This window comes from Formosa sp. A9, assembly GCF_051200825.1.
Taxonomy (GTDB): domain Bacteria; phylum Bacteroidota; class Bacteroidia; order Flavobacteriales; family Flavobacteriaceae; genus Formosa.
On record NZ_CP195158.1, the window covers coordinates 1608343 to 1628345 of the forward strand.

Annotated in this window: 17 protein-coding genes; 16 read left to right on the forward strand and 1 reads right to left on the reverse strand. The window is 36.5% G+C overall.

The annotated features are described in order from the left end of the window. Positions 1–15: 15 nt before the first annotated feature. The 6 genes from ACR9EA_RS07290 (at position 16) to ACR9EA_RS07315 (ending at position 6577) form a co-directional block, all read left to right on the forward strand. The gene (locus ACR9EA_RS07290) at positions 16–2268 is read left to right on the forward strand and encodes a TonB-dependent receptor domain-containing protein (RefSeq protein WP_435139195.1); all 2253 of its coding nucleotides are present in this window, start codon (positions 16–18) and stop codon (positions 2266–2268) included. Positions 2269–2278: 10 nt separating this feature from the next. Next, on the forward strand, positions 2279–2626 hold the full coding sequence (locus ACR9EA_RS07295) for a heavy-metal-associated domain-containing protein (RefSeq protein ID WP_435139197.1): 348 nt from the start codon (positions 2279–2281) through the stop codon (positions 2624–2626). A 547-nt stretch (positions 2627–3173) separates the two neighbouring features. Beyond that, positions 3174–4049 (forward strand): ABC transporter permease, encoded by an 876-nt coding sequence (locus ACR9EA_RS07300; protein ID WP_435139199.1) that lies wholly within the window; start codon positions 3174–3176, stop codon positions 4047–4049. Between the two features lie 102 nt (positions 4050–4151). After that, positions 4152–4514, forward strand: a complete 363-nt coding sequence (locus ACR9EA_RS07305; RefSeq protein WP_435139201.1) for a four helix bundle protein — start codon at positions 4152–4154, stop codon at positions 4512–4514. 70 nt (positions 4515–4584) lie between these two features. After that, entirely contained in the window at positions 4585–5850 is a 1266-nt protein-coding gene (locus ACR9EA_RS07310; RefSeq protein ID WP_435139203.1) for an ABC transporter ATP-binding protein, read from the forward strand. Beyond that, complete coding sequence (locus ACR9EA_RS07315; RefSeq protein WP_435139205.1) at positions 5843–6577, forward strand: hypothetical protein; 735 nt, start codon at positions 5843–5845, stop codon at positions 6575–6577. Before ACR9EA_RS07310 ends, ACR9EA_RS07315 begins: the two co-directional genes overlap by 8 nt. Positions 6578–6930: 353 nt before the next feature. Here the strand turns inward: ACR9EA_RS07315 and ACR9EA_RS07320 are convergent, their stop codons facing one another. Continuing rightward, positions 6931–7680: a hypothetical protein gene (locus ACR9EA_RS07320; RefSeq protein WP_435139207.1), complete on the reverse strand. Its 750-nt coding sequence runs from the start codon at positions 7678–7680 to the stop codon at positions 6931–6933. Between the two features lie 847 nt (positions 7681–8527). Here ACR9EA_RS07320 and ACR9EA_RS07325 point away from each other — a divergent pair. From ACR9EA_RS07325 to ACR9EA_RS07370, 10 genes are all read left to right on the forward strand, one after another. Next, positions 8528–8734, forward strand: coding sequence for a hypothetical protein (locus tag ACR9EA_RS07325; RefSeq protein ID WP_435139209.1), 207 nt, complete (start codon positions 8528–8530; stop codon positions 8732–8734). A gap of 585 nt (positions 8735–9319) precedes the next feature. Beyond that, a complete protein-coding gene (locus ACR9EA_RS07330) occupies positions 9320–10285 on the forward strand; it encodes a glycosyltransferase family 2 protein (protein ID WP_435139211.1) in 966 nt (321 codons plus the stop codon). Between the two features lie 117 nt (positions 10286–10402). Beyond that, positions 10403–11551 carry a glycosyltransferase family 4 protein gene (locus ACR9EA_RS07335; RefSeq protein WP_435139213.1) on the forward strand — a complete coding sequence of 383 codons (1149 nt, stop codon included), beginning with the start codon at positions 10403–10405 and terminating at the stop codon, positions 11549–11551. Positions 11552–12331: 780 nt separating this feature from the next. After that, positions 12332–13267, forward strand: a complete 936-nt coding sequence (locus tag ACR9EA_RS07340) for a glycosyltransferase family 2 protein (protein ID WP_435139215.1) — start codon at positions 12332–12334, stop codon at positions 13265–13267. Continuing rightward, positions 13264–14166, forward strand: coding sequence for a DUF6625 family protein (locus ACR9EA_RS07345; protein WP_435139217.1), 903 nt, complete (start codon positions 13264–13266; stop codon positions 14164–14166). The genes ACR9EA_RS07340 and ACR9EA_RS07345 overlap by 4 nt, the downstream gene beginning before the upstream one ends. After that, positions 14159–15283 carry a polysaccharide pyruvyl transferase family protein gene (locus ACR9EA_RS07350; RefSeq protein WP_435139219.1) on the forward strand — a complete coding sequence of 375 codons (1125 nt, stop codon included), beginning with the start codon at positions 14159–14161 and terminating at the stop codon, positions 15281–15283. The genes ACR9EA_RS07345 and ACR9EA_RS07350 overlap by 8 nt, the downstream gene beginning before the upstream one ends. Before the next feature lies 1 nt (position 15284). Next, entirely contained in the window at positions 15285–16427 is a 1143-nt protein-coding gene (locus tag ACR9EA_RS07355; RefSeq protein WP_435139221.1) for a glycosyltransferase family 4 protein, read from the forward strand. Between the two features lie 2 nt (positions 16428–16429). Then, a complete protein-coding gene (locus tag ACR9EA_RS07360) occupies positions 16430–17569 on the forward strand; it encodes a glycosyltransferase (RefSeq protein WP_435139223.1) in 1140 nt (379 codons plus the stop codon). Further along, positions 17566–18594 (forward strand): glycosyltransferase family 4 protein, encoded by a 1029-nt coding sequence (locus ACR9EA_RS07365; protein WP_435139225.1) that lies wholly within the window; start codon positions 17566–17568, stop codon positions 18592–18594. The genes ACR9EA_RS07360 and ACR9EA_RS07365 overlap by 4 nt, the downstream gene beginning before the upstream one ends. Positions 18595–18648: 54 nt before the next feature. Beyond that, complete coding sequence (locus ACR9EA_RS07370; RefSeq protein WP_435139227.1) at positions 18649–19833, forward strand: glycosyltransferase family 4 protein; 1185 nt, start codon at positions 18649–18651, stop codon at positions 19831–19833. The last annotated feature ends 170 nt before the right edge of the window (positions 19834–20003 follow it).

Sequence of the window (20003 nt, forward strand, 5' to 3'; positions counted from 1 at the left end):
AAAAATAACATAGTGATGAAACACTTATTCTTTGTCTTGTGCCTGTTGCCGTTTTTAGGTTTGGCCCAAGACACTCTAAAGGGCGAGGTACTCGAAGCGCACGATACCAACCCGTTACCTTTAGCAGGAGCCAATGTGTATTGGCTTAATACCGCAATAGGCACCGTAACCGATATAGACGGTCAATTCGAGTTGCCTTACAATAGCGCTTATAAACAATTAGTAATCAGTTATGTTGGGTTTACAACCGATACCCTAACCATTACCTCGGCGGCTAAGGTTTCACATCAGTTGAAGCCAAGCACGAGTTTAGATGCTGTAGAACTCACATCCAGAAAAAAATCGACAAGCATATCCTATTCTAACGTGCGGCAAGTAATTATCATGAATAGCGATGAGCTACTTAAAGCAGCCTGTTGTAATTTGTGCGAAAGCTTCGAGACCAATCCGTCTATCGATGTTAATTTTGCCGATGCCCTAACCGGTACGCGCCAAATTAAAATGCTAGGACTGTCTAGCCCTTATATTTTAACTGCTATAGAAAGTGTGCCGTCTATTAGAGGCGCTGCACAAACCTATGGCTTAAGTTTTATACCGGGTACTTGGGTAGAGAGTATCCAAATCACCAAAGGTGCAGGTAGTGTTATGAATGGTTTCGAAAGTATTTCTGGCGAAATCAATGCCAAGCTTCAAAAGCCAGTAGAAGATAGTAAACTCTTTGTAAATGCTTATGGCGCCAGTAATGGACGTCTAGAACTCAATACCCATTTCAATACAAAACTATCAGATAAATTATTTACAGGTGTGTTGGTGCATGGGAATTTAAGAGATCGTGCCTTTGATAAAAATGACGATACCTTTTTAGACATGCCCTTGTCTAAACAAATCAATGTAATGAACCGTTGGCAGTATGTCGATTTGGATAAAGGTATAGTTAGCTTTCTTAATATCCGCGTTTTAGATGATGATAAACAAACTGGTCAGACCGATTTTAATCCGGATACCGATAAGTTTACCATCCGCTATTGGGGTAGCGAAATAGATACACGCCGATTGGATGTATCGGGGAAATTCAGTTATGCCAATCCAGAGTTAAGCTATCAGAGCATCGATGCGCAAATTAACTATAGCACGCATCATCAAGACTCCTATTTTGGTCAAACCGTATATAATATCAATCAGAATAGTGTGTATGCCCGCGCTATTTATAGTTCTATATTAGGGAATACCTTAAATAATTTTAAAACAGGAATTAATTTTTCCCATGATCATTACGATGAAACCGTTGGTCTGTATAATAATGCCCAACAGTACGAAAGAGACGAGAATAGTATAGGTGCCTTTTTTGAGTATCATTACGATAACCTGAATAATTTAAATGTTACGGCAGGCTTGCGTGTAGACCAAAGTAATTTACTCGGGTTGTTTGTTACGCCGCGTTTAAATGTACGGTACATCCCTTGGGCAAAGGCATCTGTAAAAGCTTCTGTAGGCCGCGGTAAACGCAGTGCCAATATTTTTGCAGAAAACCAGATGATGTTTGCTAGCTCTAGAAGCATTGCTATTACTAATGCCAACGGAAAAATCTATGGTCTGGATCCAGAAATAGCATGGAATTACGGACTCTCGTTTATGCAAGGGTTTACGCTTTTTGGTAGTGAAGCCGACCTTACCTTGGATGCCTTCAGAACGAATTTTGAAAATCAGGTAGTTGTAGATTGGGAAGACCCATCAAAAGTTCAGTTTTACAACTTAGAGGGGAGTAGCTACGCTAATAGTTTTCAAGCCGAATTAAATTATAATATTTTAAAAGGTGTCGATTGGCGTCTGGCCTATAAATTTTACGATGTAAAAACGCAATATAGCACAGGTAAACTATTGAAGCCCTTAACGTCTAAGCATCGATTTTTCACTAATATAGCTTATGAAACGCCTCATACAGCTAAAGGCGGACAATGGAAGTTCGATACGACGTATAACTGGCAAGGCGAACAACGTTTATCGTCTACCGTCAGTAATCCAGCAGCATACCAATTGCCAGAGTATACGCCTACAATAGGCACTCTTAATGCACAAATTACCAAAGTGTTTTCAGAACATTTCGAAGTATACGTTGGTGGAGAAAATATAACAAATGTGCGCTTAGAAAATCCTATATTAGCAGCCGACGATCCGTTTGGAGCGTATTTTGATACCACTTTTGTGTATGGGCCTATATTTGGAAGTACCTATTACGCTGGATTACGGTATAAATTACATCAACACTAAATTTAAACATATGAAAAACATTTTAGCCATAGTTTTTTTATTAACAAGTGCGGTAACATTGGCGCAAAATAAAACGGCTAAGGCCACAATAGAGGTTAATGGCGTTTGCGAGATGTGCGAAGCCCGTATTGAAAAAGCTTGCCTTACAACCAAAGGCGTGAAAGCCGCTAATTGGGATGTGCAATCGCACCAGCTTGCATTGGTGTACAACGAAAAGAAAACCGATTTGGAGACCATTAAGCAAGCGGTATTAGACGCTGGCCATGATCTTGTAGATGCTCAAGCCACAGACGAGGCTTATAACAGTTTACACGGTTGTTGCCGTTACCGCGATAAAGAAGTCCAGGACGCGCATTAAGTTTAAGTTTTAAAATCCGGTGTTGTTTAATATGGCATCGGGTTTTTTAGTTGGTAGTTGTTGGTTGTCAGTTGTCAGTTGTCAGTTGTCAGTTGTTGGAATTTGGGTTTTGTAATCGTAAATCGTAAATCGTAAATCTGAATTCGAAAATTAGAAATTAGCTGTCATTCAGAGCGTAGCTTGCGAAGTGAAGAATCTCTTCAACCAATACTCTATATTAATAGATGCTTCAGTCGTACCTCCTTCAGCATGACAAAATTGGTTGTTGGTTGTTAGTTGATGGTTGTCAGTTATCAGTTATTAGAATTTGGATTTTGTTACCGTAACTCTTAACTCTAAAATCGTAAATTGGTTGTCTGTTGTCTGTTGTCTGTTGTTAGTTGATGGTTGTCAGTTATCAGTTATTAGAATTTGGATTTTGTTATCGTAAATCGTAACTCTAAAATCGTAAATATAGAAACTAGTATTTACTAAAATTAATCGTATTAATAGATCAGTTTGGTAAAAACTAATTTTATTATATTAGCAGCTATAAAAACCAGTGCTATTGTCAACCTCAAAGTCTTCCGAAGCCCCTTGGCTGTATACCATATCATCAAAACATAAGGTTTTAGATTTCAATTTTAAAGAAATTTGGCGCTACCGCGATTTGTTGTTACTCTTTGTAAAACGCGATATTGTAACGGTATATAAGCAAACCATTTTAGGACCGTTGTGGTATCTTATTCAGCCGTTGTTTACCTCGGTGATATTTACTTTGGTATTCAATAATTTAGGAAATATTCAAACTGGTGGGGTGCCGCCATTCCTGTTTAATTTAGCAGGGATTACGGCTTGGAATTATTTTAAGGAATGCCTTACAGGGACATCGGATACCTTTGTGAAAAATCAGAATATCTTTGGTAAGGTGTACTTCCCGCGGGTTATCATGCCTATGAGTGTTACCATCTCCAACTTATTAAAGTTTGGTATTCAGCTGGCCATATTTTTAGGCTTCTTTATGTATTATTCGTTTACAGGCACCAGTATCGCGATCCATTGGGCATATCTGCCTTTGTTTCCTGTGTATGTGTTTATGATGGCTTTATTAGGCCTTGGCCTAGGCATGATTTTGTCGTCGTTAACCACCAAATACCGCGATTTAACTGTGCTGATAGGTTTTGGGGTGCAGTTGCTCATGTACGTGTCGGCAGTACCTTATCCGGTGGCAGAAGCCCAAGCTAAGTTTCCGCCAATGGTTGCCCAATGCGTTATCTATAACCCGATTACCCAAATTGTGGAAGGCTTTCGTTTTATGTTGTTACATAGTGGTAGCTTTTCGTGGATAGGCTTTTTAAGTACCTTGGCTATTAGTGTGGTGGTGTTTTTGTTGGGCTTAGTGGTATTTAATAAGACCGAGAAGAGTTTTGTAGATGTGGTGTGATGGAGGCAGTTATCTGTTGTCGGTTATCAGTTGTCTGTTGTTGGGTAAAAAAATGATTTTATAACTTATAAAAATTAGTTAAATAGTAAGTTTGAATATAATATGAAGTCTTATAAGGATTTAGACATCTATAATTTAGCATTCGAATATGCGTTAGAGGTTCATCAAATAACTTTGTTACTGCCTAAATTTGAAGTTTACGAGCAAGGTAGTCAAGTAAGACGGTCTTCTAAAAGTATTAAAGATAATATAGTTGAAGGTTATGGTAGAAAACGATATAAACAAGATTTTATAAAACACCTTGTGTACGCTCATGCTTCTTTATTGGAATGTGTTTCCCAATTAGAAATGATTCAAGGGCTATACCCAGAAATTGAAGTAGCATTCATTTTAGAAAAATATGATGCGTTAGGCGCAAAACTTTTTAAGTTTATTAATTATGTTGAAAGTAATTGGAAAACATAAAATCAACCAACAACCGATAACTGATAACTGACAACCGACAACCGACAACCGACAACCGATAACCGAACAAATGATCATCCTCCAAGCCACAAATATCTCTAAACAATACCGCCTAGGCACCATAGGTACAGGCACTGTAAGTCACGATCTTAACCGTTGGTGGCATAAAGTGCGTGGTAAAGACGACCCGTATTTAAAAATAGGTGAAGTGAATAAGCGCGATACCAAAGGTGCGAGCGATTATGCCTGGGCGCTCAGGGATATAAATTTTGAAGTGCAACAAGGCGAGGTGTTGGGTATTATTGGTAAAAATGGAGCTGGTAAAAGTACTTTATTAAAAATACTATCGCGGGTAACGAGTCCGACGACGGGCGAAATTAAAACCCGCGGCCGAATTGCCAGTTTGTTAGAAGTCGGTACCGGGTTTCACCCCGAGCTTACCGGGCGCGAAAACATTTATTTGAATGGTGCTATTTTGGGGATGACCAAAAAAGAAATCCAAGCCAAAGAAGCCGAAATAATAGAATTTTCTGGTTGTGCCCGTTATGTAGACACCCCTGTAAAACGCTATAGTAGTGGGATGCGCGTGCGATTGGCCTTTGCTGTAGCTGCCTTTTTAGAACCCGATATTTTGGTGATAGACGAGGTGCTAGCTGTAGGTGATGCCGAATTCCAGAAGAAAGCCATCGGGAAGATGCAGGATATTAGTAAAAGTGATGGTAGGACGGTGTTGTTTGTGAGTCATAATATGGCAGCGGTTAAAAATTTGTGTACACGAGCTATTGTATTGGAGCATGGACAAACGGTGTTTAATGGTGGAGTGGATGAGGCGATTGATTTTTATTTGAATGCTAAAAGTGATCGCTTAGCTCTTAGAGATATTAAAAACAGAAAGGGTAATGGTGTCGTAAAAGTAGAGGCAGTGAATGTATTTGGTTTAAATCCGCAACAAAAACCGCAATCAGGGCAACCTTTTACGATGAGTTTTGATTTAGATAATGGAAAAGGTCTCTCTGCTAAGCACGTTCAATTTGATGTTAGGATAGACGATAGTGTAGGACAGCGAATTGCTTGGTTGAGTACGTCTTTGTTACATGCTAATCATGCTGAGGCTCCATTACAAGTTCTACAATTTCAAATCGATAAATTAAATTTAAATAAAGGAATATATCATTGTACACTTTACGTAAAGGCTGAAAATACGGTTTCAGATTGGATTCAAAATGCCTTTTCATTTGAAGTTGTAGAAGGCGATTATTATGGCGCTGGTAAACTTGTTCCTGTTAATCAAAGTAAAATGTTAATCGATTTTAAAGTTAATTATATAGATGTTTAAAATACTAAAAACCTTGATTCATGAGAATCGTGTTGCGCATAAACGAACGCGTACAGAGTTATCTTCACAATTGAAGGAATTAGAATGGGCCCATGTTTACCATGATAGTATTAGAAGTATAAGTTATTTAGAACAACTTCCACTAAATATTGGGCGTTGGGCAGGGGGCTATGCTTTTTTTTATGTTTTGCATCGCATTTTAAAAGATTATAAACCAGAAACTATATTAGAGTTTGGGTTGGGGGAATCGAGCAAATTTATTTCTACTTATATAACTCATTATTTGCCAAATACAAAGCATCAAATTATTGAAGAAAATCAGGATTGGTTAACGGCATTCAATACACAATTTAGGTTACATGAGAACACTAAAATTTCATTTTGTCCTTCGGAGTTTAGAGATGTTAAAGGATTTGAATGTAATCATTATGCGGGGTTGCAAAATGTTGTTAAGTCTTCGTTTAATTTGTATGTTATAGATGGGCCAAATGGAAGTAAACGATATTCGCGTTACGATTTGATGTATGTTATTTCGTTGTTGAAACCTACAGATGATTTTATTATTTTACTAGATGATTTTAATAGGCAGGGAGAGCAGGATACTTTTGAAGATGTAGAGGCTTACTTTAAGTCTGAAGCTATTGATATTGTTTATAAAGATTACAAGGGGGCCAAAACGCTTAGGGTTATAGCTTCTAAAGGGTATCGATTTGTTACCACCTTATAAAGTAAGTTAGTAAGGGGAAGTTTGCTTAGTTTCCCTTCACTTCGACTATGTTCTGTCTAGGTCTTTACTTCGCAAATTCATTCTCCTCTTTTTTGGGGGATTCCTAAACTCCCCTTTCTTGACTTTGTCAATTCATTCCCCTCTTTTAAAAAGAGGGGAGTCTTTTTTTTGTTTTAGTTGGGTGTTAAATTTAAGGTCTATTTGTAAAATTAGTCATGATTATCTCTTGGTTACCAGAATTTATAATTCAGTTAAAATGTAATTCAAGCATCTCTATTACTATCTCCAGTTGTTGAGATGTAAAAAAAATCCCCGTTGGGGCACGGGGATTTTATGGTTAAGTACAGGTCTATTTAGAGAATCTCTACAATATGCAATACGTTAAAAGCGCCATTGTTAAGTGGGTACTGTACCGTATTGATTTCTTGAAAAAACGAGATTTTAAATAGGTAAAACACATTACCGTCGCCTGTTGGCATGGCTGCTGGTATTGTGTTTACAGAGGTTACTGTATTATTAATAGGAATATTAACAATAGGACTTACTTGCAAGTCTTTTTCGTTAGTATTCAAATTTAGGTTTAATACAGCCGCGGTAAAACTAACATGTGTGGCGCCACTAGGTACGCTAATATGCTGACTTGGTACGAGATTGTCGATACTGATTTCGCCAGTAGTCGTGTTTAGTGCCAAATCTTGTAATAATACACTTGTTAGTATGGCATTACTGTTAAAGTCGAATGCCTTTAACAGGGCTTTGCCTTCATCCGATTCTAGTCCGATAGGGACTAAACGGTAACCTCTTGCCGAGGTTAGGTCGGTGTTTTTAACCTTGCTTAAGGTTTGCGAGAGTCGTGATACCATAGATCGGTCTTTGGCGTCGCTTACCAGGGTGGTTAGGGCTTGTCTAAGCCATTTACCCATGGTGGCACAGTGCCCGAATTCCAATCCGTTTTCGCGTGTTCTTGCAAATGCAGGGTCGTTTTCAATACGGTTTTTGCTTACGCCACCTTTGGTACGTACCAGGTAACCGTCTTTACCTTTGTAGAAGGTTAACCCATCCAGGGTGCCTTCAATTTTAATTAGGCTGTTTACTTTGGCCATCTTAAAATAGTATTATGATTGATTTGGGGCATATCAGCAACGCATTTTAGAGTTGCTTGAATGAAGTATTTTTGTCTTTTTTTTGTTTTTTTTAGAAGATTAAATACTCAATCAATCGAGTTGAACAAATTATTTTGTCTGTATTGGTATCGCTTAAATTCTGAGTTCCGGACCTCATTATTATAGGCGATATTGTTACAGAACACGATAAAGGTAAGGCGTTGGTTTTTAGTTTGTTTTTGATTTTGGCAGTACGGGCTAATTTGTAAGAAAAAAATTAATTTACTATTTGTGGCAGGTGTGGCAGGTGTGGCAAATATGGCACATATGGCACAGTTGGATATTTCGGAAAATTACTTTAGACCTTAAGTATGTATTACGTATCCCTTAACTAGGAGTGGAGTTGCTATGGGGTTAACCCTCGGATTATTCTGCTAAGCATCACTTATGTTCGTCGTGGAAGGAGTTTTTTTATCTTTTTTATTCGTAATGGTCACATGTTTTTTGATAATTAACTGTAGTTATTAACAAATTTGTGGCATTGTTAATAGCGTGTTGTGCTGTGGGAAATGTCTTGTTAAGCTAGCGTTTACAAGGTGTTTGGTGTTTGTTTGGTGGTTTTAAAGGTGTATTTCATCGAATATAATGTTAAAAATTTGGTAAAATTGTTGAAAACTATTATGTGGTGGTTGTTGCGTGGTTTATGCTTTCACTTTATATTTATATCAGTAAATAATAATATAATAAATTAATAACCAATTTAAATACTTGTGACTATGCATATTATGAAATTTAGAAGAAGTGTAATCCCTCTCGTGAGGCAGAGGCCCCAAAATATAATTTTAAAATGTATCGACTTGTTATTTATTCGCCAGATGTGCAAGCCATATTAGGATGTAGCCCTAGTAAGGCGTCGGAATTGTTACGTATTATAAAAGATGTCCATGATAAGGAAAAACATCAATCTGTTACGATTAAGGAGTTTTGTGATTATCAGGATTTACCGTTCGAGGAGGTTTTTAATATGATTAATAGTGCTGTTTTAAATTCTTAGTATTATTATGAGTCATCTTCCGATTTTTCTTCCAAAAACTACTTTTCTTCGTCGGGTGAAGCGTCTTTTACTACCGGTGGTTTCGAAACGATTTTATTGCGCTACGCTACTTAAAATCACTCAGCCACCTAGAGTGTGTTTTTTTTGATGTAGGATTTTAGAGTTACGAATCACGATTTTAGAATTATGATTTTTAAGAATCAAGAGTCAAGCTCCAAATTTTAACAATCGAACTAATGTTAAAAGATTCTTCAGTCGTTCCTCCTTCTGAATGACAAAGTCCAACAACTATATTGCCGATTTACTATTAACTAACGACTACTGTCTAAAAAACTAACAACTACCAACTAAGAACTACCAACTGCTCACGAATCACTAATAAAAAAGATTGCTTCACGCTATTCGCAATGACAAATTACCAAAAGAATATAAGTTACAGAAAAAGATTCTTCGCTCCGCATGCTCCGCTCTGAATGACAGAACAACAACCATCAACTAGCAACTAACAACTAACAACTAATAACTAATAACTACCTACTAACAACAATTTTACTATCTTAGACCAAGCTATAAACCATAACAAGTATGACCAATACACCTTTGGTGTCTATTATTATCCCTACGTATAATCGGGCGCATTTAATTGGCGAAACTTTAGACTCTGTTTTGGCGCAAACCTATACAAATTGGGAATGCATTGTAGTAGACGATGGCAGTAACGATAATACGGCCGAGGTTATGGCCGCTTATTGTACTAAAGATGCTCGGTTTCAATATTACCACAGGCCAAAAGAGCGTATGCCAGGCGGGAATGCCGCCCGTAATTATGGGTTTGAAGTAAGTAAAGGAGAATACGTACAGTGGTTTGATAGTGATGATGTAATGTGTGAAAATGTTCTGAAATTACAATTGGAGCATGTGTTAAAATCAAAACAAAAGATTTCGGTGTGTTTATATACGGTTTATAATGCTAATTTTAATGTTATTCAAAAACAAGATAAGCCTAATATTTTAAGGGATAATGCTTATTACGATTTTATTAGCGCTTATATAAAAGTTAATTTACAAACAACCTTGTGGCATAGATCTGTAGTTTCTGGATTTAAATTAAATGAAGACTTGAAAAAATCGCAAGAATACGATTTTATTCAAAGAGTGTTTAAAAACAATTACAAAGATGTTACCTTTAACAATATACCTCTTATAAAAATAAGGGCGCATGATTATTCTATTACAGGTAGTTTTTTTAGTGGAACAGATGATAAAAAGATAGCCGATAGTTTAAACGTGAAATTAGCTGTATTAAGAGATTTGCCAAGTGACTGCCCCACTGAAGTCAAGCAAGATCTTGTGCGTTTTTATTTACGAGTGTTGTATAACGTTTTTAAATTTAAGAAAACACGTTTATTTTATAGGTATTTACTTCTGCTAAAATCGGAGGTTAAAGGATTTAATTATATCACTCAATTTAAACTGTTAGGGGTTTATTGTATTTACTTTTTCACAAATAAAGGAAGCCAATATTATAAAAGACTAACAGGCATTACCTAATTTAGCATAAAAAAATGCTTTTAGGGGATATTAATATTCCAGAAAATTAAATTCAGATATTTATATTTAGAACTTGAGTTTTCAATACTAGGTATAGTAGTAATAATATAATATACAATGGATGTAGTACATGTGTTAAGAAGTTTTGGAGATCAGAATCAACCTTATACAACACACTTGTTAAATACTTTAAATACGTTAAGTACATTAAAACATGCCGTGGTTTGCGATAATATTTATCAGTCATCAAAAACTATTGCGGTGTATTCTATGTCTTCAAAACTACGTGTTAAACACTTTTTAGATGCGCGGTATGTTTTACATTGTTTTTTTAATAAAGCATTAATAGCGAGTACCTCTGGTTTTTCATTTAAAAAAAGGATTAAGTTTTTTTTGAAGTGGAAGTTTTTTGTACAACACGAGCCAAGCGTTATTCATCTTCATCATTTACAAGCTTTTAATGTGTCTATTTTAAAGTTTTTGTATTCTAAAAAGATTCCCGTTATCGTGTCATTCAGAGGAAAAGATATCGTAACCAATCCGTTAGAACCACAAGAACAGGCTCTGCTTTTTGAAAAATTAAAATATATAGACCGCGTGCATGTTATTAGTGAATATTTAAAAGTTGTTACTATTCAGGCAGGGGTTACTTTACCTATAGATGTGGTGTACAGGGGGATTGGTAAAACACCACTTAACCGGCCTGCTTTGAAATTAAATACCAATACCCCTATAAAAATTATTTGTGTTGGACGTTTAGCCTGGGAAAAGGGGCAGTTTTATCTTTTAGATAGTGTGTACAGGTTAAAGCAGAAAGGATATACTTTTAATGTAGATATATATGGGGAAGGGTATTTAAGAGAATTTTTGTTATTTAGAATACAACAATTAGGACTAGAAGGGCAAGTCAATCTTAAGGGGCATGTCGATTCAGAATTATTAACTCAAAACTATAAAACATATCATTTAGCCGTACAACCATCGCTTTACGAGGCATTGTCTAATGGTTTGTTAGATTTAGTAAATAATAATGTACCCTGTGTGATTTCGAAAGGAAATGGGATGGAAGAAGTAATTGCAGACCAAATTAACGGTGTTTATTTTGATGTTAATACACCAGAAACATTGGATACGGCTATTCTTGATGTTTTAAAATTAGATACAGAGACACTTATGGCATATAATGAAGGTGTTCGTAATCAATTTAGTTTTAATGAAGAAATTAAAGGCTTGGAGCGGATGTACTTAAACTATAAGGAGGCTTGAGAGATAACCTTAAGAACTTAAGTAAACAAAATAGGGTCGCTTGTTATTGTAATAAAATTTAGAATGCGATAAAGCGCGGTTACATATCAAAGCATCTATATTAATGAAGCTTACATTCGATAATGACATTTTTGTATAGAAAGATTCATCGCTCCGCATACTTCGCTCTGAATGACATAGTGGGTATTATGCAGTACCTGACTGTTTTTTGGTTGATAGTTTTTAGTTTGTCATTCCGACGTTAGGAGGAATCTTATTTATTGATTTTGAAGGTTACTAGAAAAGATTCTTCGCTCCGCATACTCCGCTCTGAATGACAAGACTACCAACTACAGACTAAGAACTGATTCACCGATTCACCATTTCGTTTTTAGAGTTACGAATTACGAACACTAATAATTAAATGTTAAGCTTAATAAGCTAAAATTCAAATTCAAATTCTAACCTTCGAACTAAGAACAAAAGATTCTTCGCTCCTTATACTCTGCTCTGAATGACATTGCGTTTGTCATGCAGGGGGAGGGATGACCGAAGCATCTATTACAGTGAGGTGTTGGTTGTTTTGAAACAGCAAGATTCGACGTAGTCAATGATAAAACCATCAACTACGAACTAATGTTCTAAACTTACATTCCAACCTTCTAACTAAGAATTAAAGATTCTTCGCTCCGCATGCTCCGCTCTGAAAGACAAAACAACAACCAAAATCCAACAACTAATAACTATCAACTACCAACAATTTCACTATCTTAGCCCCTAGCTATTTAAACCAACAAATACATGACCAAAGCACCCTTGGTGTCCATAATTATCCCTACCTACAACCGTGCCCATCTTATTAGGGAGACTTTAGACTCTGTTTTAGCGCAAACCTATACCAATTGGGAATGTATTGTGGTAGACGATGGCAGTACCGATAATACAGACCAGCTTATGGCAACCTATTGCGCTAAAGACGACCGTTTCCAATACCACCACCGTCCAGCAGACCGCTTGCCAGGTGGCAATGCGGCAAGAAATTATGGGTTAGAAAAAAGTAATGGAGAATTTGTGAATTTTTTAGATTCAGATGATGTGTTTGACTTGGAAGCATTAGAAACAAAAGTTTATTATGTTTTAAAAGAATCTTGTGATATAATTATTTCGCAACATGCTAGAACGAAAGATGAATTAACTAATAAAGTGGATTCTAAGAAGTGTTTTGTTTCGTCTAATTTTGATGTAGACTTTGTATTGTCAAGAAACGCAATTGTAACGGCAGATCCTTTAATTAGGAAAAAAAGTCTTTCTAAAGTAAAATTTGATGAAACTCTGGTAAGAAGTCAGGATTATGACTTTTTTCTTCGGTTGTTCCGCAATAAGTTGAAATATTGTTTGATTGATGCGAAACTATATTATTATCGTATGAACAGTGTTGATAGTATCTCTTCAAAGGCTGCAAAAGGGGTTGCTTTAGAGTCTAATACACAATTATTAATGGTTAGGCGCAATTTGAAGTATTATAAAGGGAACAAGGAGGTGGAAGATGAATGTTACAGATCGATTAGAAAAATGTATAAAAGCCTAATGAAAAAAGATAAGGTAATGCGTATTCTTGAGAATTATAATTTTTATAGAAAGGGATTTAATTTAAGTTTTTTAGAATTTACCTTTTACTTTTTGTATAATCTATTGTTTAAAAAAGGGTTTGATATAATGAAACGTAACGATAAATGACCTCCATAATCTTAATCATTCCTTATTTTGGTAAATGGCCATTATGGTTCGGTGCTTATTTAAAGTCCTGTGCCGCTAACCCCAGTATCCATTGGTTATGCCCAACAGATTGCGACATTCCTGTAGATTATCCATCAAATATTAGGTTTCTACCCGTTACATTAGCCCATTTAAATCAACAGGTTAACAAGATTGTTGGGGTAGAAGTGCCTTTAAGCCCCAGAAAATTTTGTGACTTAAAACCTGCTTATGGCGACATTTTTAAAGCACAATTAGTAGATTTTGATTTTTGGGGTATTTGCGATATGGATATTATTTGGGGCGACATTCGCAAGTTTATTACAGGAGACCTTTTAAACCAATACGATATTATATCTAGTAGAAAGCACGCCATTTCTGGGCATTTTACGTTGTTTAAAAATACACCCAGCATTAATACCCTATATAAACAATTGCCCAACATAAAGGCTTTGTATAGTGTGCCAGAGTTTAAATGGACAGACGAACATGTGCTTACGAAATATTTAAAATCGCAAGCACAAAAAGAAGTATATTGGCCTAATATATTATGTAATCAAGAGCGTGGTCGTGATTCGCATCAAGAGTATTATCTAGACCGTTGGCAATGGCAAGACGGTAAAGTAGTTAATACTAAAACAAATACAGAAGTAATGTATTTGCATTTTATAAACTGGAAACGCACCATGCGGTATAGCGAAGTGCAGTACACAGACCCACAAACTACATTTTATATTTCGTATTCAGGCATGCATTACCAAGCCCATAGCCTGTGGCAACAGTTAATAAATAAGGTTAAGAATGTCTTTAATGGGTTTTATGTTATTTTAAGACGCAAGCAAAGAATAAAAAAATTAAAGAAAAAGCTAGGTTATGAATAGATTAAATTATTGGAAAAAAGAAGTTATAGCTGAATTAAAGTTTTTTCCACAGAATTTAAATTATTTATTTACTAATAAAAAGAAAGCTATATATGTTGGGTGTACAGCTATGGGTAATATTGGAGATGAAGCAATATTGTTTGGAATAAGAAAATTATTAAGTAAAAAAATACATTTTTATCCTATATCATATAAAAAGCCATCTTCAGGGCGTTTTTTTAGAAAATCTTTAATTTTTAAGAGTCCAAACTATATCGTATTAGGAGGTGGTACAATTATTAGAAAAGGAGAAAATGAAAGCTATTTGAGATTAATGAAACAAATGCAAAAACAATGGCCAAATGCCGAAGTGTTAGTTCTAGGGCCGGGAGTTGCAAACCCTGAATTCGCAAACGAGATTGGTTTTCCTACAGATATTAAAGCATGGACATCGTTTTTAAATCTTTCTAAATTTGTATCGGTTAGGGGGCCATATTCAAAATTAGAATTAGAATCTTGGGGAGTGAGAAATCCCGTGCATATTTTTCATGATCCAGTTATTTCATTTACAAGTGAAAAGTTTGTTTTTAAGAAGAAAGAAAAAAAAATCGGTCTTAATTTCGCAAATATAGGAGATCGAATTTATGGAGGAAACAAAGAAACTATAAAATCTTTTGCCTTGGCAATAGTAGAGAAACTATTAGAAGATAATTGGCAAATTTATTTATATCCAACTACAAAAAGCGATCTAAATTATATGTTATATGATATTGGTCTAAGTAAATTTAAATCTATAAAAAGTTATAAAAATTATAAAGATTTAAAAGCATCATGTGACTTTTTACGCTCATTGGATTATTTAATTGGACAAAGGTTGCATTCTATAATTTTTTCAAGTGTGGTTTGTACACCTTTTTATGCGTTAGAATATGAATTAAAGACTAAAGAATTTTTAAAAACAATTGATATGACTTCTTATTCAAGCCGAGTTGATCAATTGAATGTATCTCAAATTTATCAAGAATTACAATATAACTATCAGAATTTAGACAATATTCAAAATGAATTGCATTTAAAAATGCAAAAAGTTAAAGAAGAACAATTAAATTGTAGAGATTTATTATTGACTAAATTATAATATGAAATCAGTAACTATTTTACATCCATTTACGCCGCAAGCAGCTGGCGTTGTAGAGCGTAGTGTACCAAAGTACCATAGTCAGCCACATGTAAAAGCTATGCAGCAGTTGGTGGCAAAAGAGTCTATAGTTGGGCGTATGGAGTATTTTACGTCTAAATTAATGGGGTATACTAAAGGAAATAATTCGTTAACATGGCAATTTTATCCTGTAAAGTTTACTTTAAATGGCGACCATAAAAAATGGAAAAAACAACATTCTACAGCGTGTTTAAGAGCTTATAAAAAGCAAGCACCCGAAGTTACTATTATAAATATGTCTGGGCATTCCAATCCGTTTTCTTACCAACTATCTAAAATTATATTAGCACAAAATAAACATTATATTGCCATGTTAGGCGGGCAGCATTATAGCGATACTCCTATTAACAGAGCGTATTATAAGCAGGCGCATCATATTTTGGTGCATACACACATGCAAAAGGAGAGCATGCAGCGTTTAGAATTGTTTAAAGGTTTAGATATTCGCGTATTTCCTTTAGGGGTAGATTGCTCTGTATTTAAGCCAGCTAGTAAAAAACAGAATTCAAACAAAATAAGCTTGCTATATGTAGGTCGAATTATAGCATGGAAACGGGTACATTTAGCCATTGAAACGTTAAAAGTTTTGGTTGATGCTGGGTTTAAGGATGCCGTTTTAAACATAATAGGACCAACCACTTCCGAGCAATATTTAACAGAATTAAAAGCGTTAGCTGTTAAGTATCAATTAGAAACACAAGTGTGTTTTTTAGGACATAAAGAGCATCATGAACTTCCAAAATATTTTCAAGAAGCCGATATGTTTTTATTACCAAGCGATAAAGAAACATTTGGAATGGTAATGATAGAAGCTATGGCTTGTGGCACGCCTGTTGCAGGCATGGATTGTCCTGGTGGACCAGCTGATGTTATTACGCATGGTGTTGATGGTGTTTTGGCTACACCAGAAAGCTATGCAGCTGCAGTACTTGAAGTGTTTACCACTAAGGGCGTATTACAAAATATGGCTAGCAATTCGAGATTAAAGGTTGAACTAAATTATAGTTTAGAAGCCACATATCGAGTCTTGAAAACATCTGTAAATTCGGTAATACACATTTAAGTATGTCTGCACGTTACACGGTTACTATTTACACGCCACAGGAACTAAACCATGCCTCGTATGTGCAAACAGGTTTGTTCGAGATGGAAAGTCAAGGTGTGTTAAAGGTAAAGGTAAAATTAAGTGTTGCTTCACGTCGTGGACGCATAGCTGTACAAGATACAGGTGCGGTGCAGTATACTAATCAACTCAACCCTAAAGTGTCGTATTATGAATTGTTAGATCATACATCTCATAAGAGGATTCGGTTTGCCACCGACCTGTACGATCATGCTGATCAATTTTCAGAACACGCATTTTTGCATTGTGATTATGTGTTTAAACGCAGTTTTGAACAGAAATATGTAGATAAACTTCCTCAAGCATATCAGGATAAATTATTTAAATTGGGATTATGTTTTGGTGTTTCGTCTCCTTATAAAAAACAACAATATTTATTTTTTACAGGGTTAATGTTTAGTAATCTGTTAAATGCCATTAAATTTGATAGACGATTGCTTATAAGGGTTTACAATACTTATACTACTCAAATTAAACATTGGAAATTTGTTTTAACGGCTCGAGATATCTCTCATTTTAATGAGTTTATACAGCCTACACATAATTCAGTATTTTTCCAGACCCGTTGTTTTGTTCACGAACAAACCCAAGATGTTAAAAGTATTCATAAACAACGGTATCGTATTATAAAAGTATTACGGGAAGCATTTCCTGATTTGTTTTTAGGTGGTTTTGTGCCTTCTCCCGTGGTGTTGACAAACTATTCGGACGCTGTAACCAATGTGCCTACAGAACCAATGGCTTACTTACAGGCCTTAAAGCAAGCTAAAATTGTTGTTTATACCAGAGGTTTGGCCAACTCTCCAGCTTGGAAAATGGCAGAGTATTTAAGTCAGGCTAAAATAATTATAGCAGAACGCTTAACTGCCGAATTACCTGTGCCTTTAACAGACGGGCAGCATGTGTTATATTTTAATACCGATGAAGAATTGGTTGCCAAAATAAAACACGTTTTACAAGACGCAGACTTAGCTAAGCATTTAAGCCAAAATGGGCGTTCTTATTTTGAAAAGTATGTAAACCCAGAACGGAATATAGAGCGTATTATTAACTTTATGATTTCTAAACACACAAGCTCTTGAAACAAATTTTTGTCCATCACCAGTCTAAGCATCATGCTCAAAATTCTGGCTATAGCCGTTTACTGGATTACTGTACTAATTATAGTACCGTCGAGCCACAAATGGTGTGGCCGTATGCTATGGCTAAACACTGTGCGGCTTTGGTTTCGGATGCTTATGGTATTTACGATACGCGTAGTGTTTATAAAGAGCTAGCCTTATTTAAAACGTTGAGCGCACATAAAGATACCGATAAAGTAGTCCATTTTTTAAATGGCGAGCGCGATATTCGGTTTGCAGTACGTTTTGGGCAACAGTTTGAGCGTACGGCTTTTAGTGCTACATTTCATAAACCACCAGCTGTTTTAGAACAGCGTATAAGCAAGACAGCCTACTTAGAGCGTTTACAGGGTGCAGTTTGTGTTGGTGAAAATCAAGTGACTTATATTAAAGAGCGTTTTAAAATACCACAGGTGGCTTACATTCCTCATGGGGTAGATGCGCAGTTTTTTAAGCCAGACCCACATAAAAAACACGAGCGCCCCGTATTGTTGTTTGTAGGGCAGCATATGCGCGATTTGGAGGCGTTAAATTATTGTGTTCCTAAATTGGCAGCACAGATTAAAGATTTAAAAGTGCAGGTGGTTATCCATAAGGCGTATGCCAAACACATTCAGGCACATCCAAACTTAGACGTGTTTAGTGGTATAGACGATGGAGCGCTGTTGCATTTGTATCAGTCTGCCACAGCTTTGTTTTTGCCTTTATTAGATAGTACAGCGTGTAATTCTATTTTAGAGGCATTGGCTTGTGGTTTGCCCATTATTACAACCCGTGTTGGTGGCAATATGGGGTATTTAAAATCGGTAGAAGCCATTTTAACCGAGGCTGGTTGCTATGAAGCCTTAATTACCGAAACTGTCAATTTATTACAGAGTTCTACACGTTTACAGCGTATGGCCTTAAGTAGTCGCGCGCAAGGTGAAGCTTTAGATTGGCAATATGTTGCGCAGGATGTTTACAAATTTCATAAATCACTGCTTTAAGTATTGGTATTGTAATTAAAAGTCTTTTTCTTTAAGGAGTGAAAAAATTAATCAGTGTCTAAACCACTCAAAATAGCCATATATACTGGAGTCTTACCCAATACTACCTTTATAGAAAACCTAATTCTTGGGGTTGCTGAAGAGCATCAGGTCTTATTGTTTGGAACCCCTAAAAAGCGGTTACGCTATAATCACCCTAATATTCAGGTAATCCCTACGCCAGCATCCAGCTTGCATAATGGGATGTTAACTCTTTGGCGCGGTTTGCGATTAGTAGTGAAGTCGCCGAAATTACTACACGTTGCTATTCGGGAAGCCAAAAGATATCCTTCGTTGTATACCAAATGGATGCGCTTTTCACGTTTTGTGCCGGTGTTGTTATACCAACCCGATGTGTTTCATTTACAGTGGTCGTCTCGGATAGACCGGTGGTTGTTTTTAAAAGATGCCTATCCGTGTCGGTTTATAGTCAGTGTGTTGGGCTCGCAATTGTTGGTAGAACCGCATTATAATACTGCTTTAACCTTACGCTATAGCAAAGGCTTTCCAAAAGTAGATGCCATACATGCGGTGTCCAATGATTTGGCACAACAAGCTATTGTTTACGGTGCTTTACCCGAGCGCGTACAAGTCATCCGGACACCTGTGCCGCAAGCCGCGTTTACGTGCTATCAAGAATCACGACAAATTAGACTAGCAAATAGTTTACATCTCGTATCGGTAGGTAGGCATCATTGGGTAAAAGGCTATGGCTATGCTATTTCGGCTGTACAAGCCTTACGCGAACTTGGGATAACGGTACGCTATACCATAATCGCTGAGGGTGCTATTCCAGAAACGCTTTTGTACCAAGTGCATGATTTGGGGCTAACTGACGTGGTAACTTTTAAATCAGGGCTTCCACAAGACGCCTTGTTTAGCGAGATGCTACGCTATGACGCTTTAGTGTTACCAAGTGTGAGTGAAGGTATTGCTAATGTGGTGGTCGAAGCTATGGCAATCGGGCTGCCTGTAATTAGTAGCAATTGTGGCGGTATGCCCGAGGTGGTACACGATGGCGAAACAGGCCTGTTGTTTGCTATGCGGAATGTTGATGCGATTGTAGCGGCTTGCCAGCGGTTTATGGCACTATCGGAAGCAGAGGTGTTGGAGATGCTTCGGCAGGCGCATGAATTAGTGAAGCGGGAATATCACGAGGCGGAGAATGTGGCGCGGATGGTGGATTTGTATGTTGGTTGATGGTTATTGGTTGATAGGTTGTCATGCAGAACCTGCCTGCCGGCAGGCAGGGGAGACACGACTGAAGCATCTTTATTAGTGAAGTTTTTACAGTATTAGCGTATCTTAGTAGTGAAGATTCATCGCTCCGTATACTCCACTCTGAATGACATTACAGTTGTCATGCAGAA

Excerpts from the sequence above, each read along its gene's own strand:
- ACR9EA_RS07290 (WP_435139195.1), top strand. The coding sequence starts at position 16 with ATGAAACACTTATTCTTTGTCTTGTGCCTGTTGCCGTTTTTAGGTTTG.
- ACR9EA_RS07295 (WP_435139197.1), top strand. The coding sequence starts at position 2,279 with ATGAAAAACATTTTAGCCATAGTTTTTTTATTAACAAGTGCGGTAACA.
- ACR9EA_RS07305 (WP_435139201.1), top strand. The coding sequence starts at position 4,152 with ATGAAGTCTTATAAGGATTTAGACATCTATAATTTAGCATTCGAATAT.
- ACR9EA_RS07310 (WP_435139203.1), top strand. The coding sequence starts at position 4,585 with ATGATCATCCTCCAAGCCACAAATATCTCTAAACAATACCGCCTAGGC.
- ACR9EA_RS07315 (WP_435139205.1), top strand. The coding sequence starts at position 5,843 with ATGTTTAAAATACTAAAAACCTTGATTCATGAGAATCGTGTTGCGCAT.
- ACR9EA_RS07320 (WP_435139207.1), bottom strand. The coding sequence starts at position 7,680 with ATGGCCAAAGTAAACAGCCTAATTAAAATTGAAGGCACCCTGGATGGG.
- ACR9EA_RS07325 (WP_435139209.1), top strand. The coding sequence starts at position 8,528 with ATGTATCGACTTGTTATTTATTCGCCAGATGTGCAAGCCATATTAGGA.
- ACR9EA_RS07330 (WP_435139211.1), top strand. The coding sequence starts at position 9,320 with ATGACCAATACACCTTTGGTGTCTATTATTATCCCTACGTATAATCGG.
- ACR9EA_RS07335 (WP_435139213.1), top strand. The coding sequence starts at position 10,403 with ATGGATGTAGTACATGTGTTAAGAAGTTTTGGAGATCAGAATCAACCT.
- ACR9EA_RS07340 (WP_435139215.1), top strand. The coding sequence starts at position 12,332 with ATGACCAAAGCACCCTTGGTGTCCATAATTATCCCTACCTACAACCGT.
- ACR9EA_RS07345 (WP_435139217.1), top strand. The coding sequence starts at position 13,264 with ATGACCTCCATAATCTTAATCATTCCTTATTTTGGTAAATGGCCATTA.
- ACR9EA_RS07350 (WP_435139219.1), top strand. The coding sequence starts at position 14,159 with ATGAATAGATTAAATTATTGGAAAAAAGAAGTTATAGCTGAATTAAAG.
- ACR9EA_RS07355 (WP_435139221.1), top strand. The coding sequence starts at position 15,285 with ATGAAATCAGTAACTATTTTACATCCATTTACGCCGCAAGCAGCTGGC.
- ACR9EA_RS07360 (WP_435139223.1), top strand. The coding sequence starts at position 16,430 with ATGTCTGCACGTTACACGGTTACTATTTACACGCCACAGGAACTAAAC.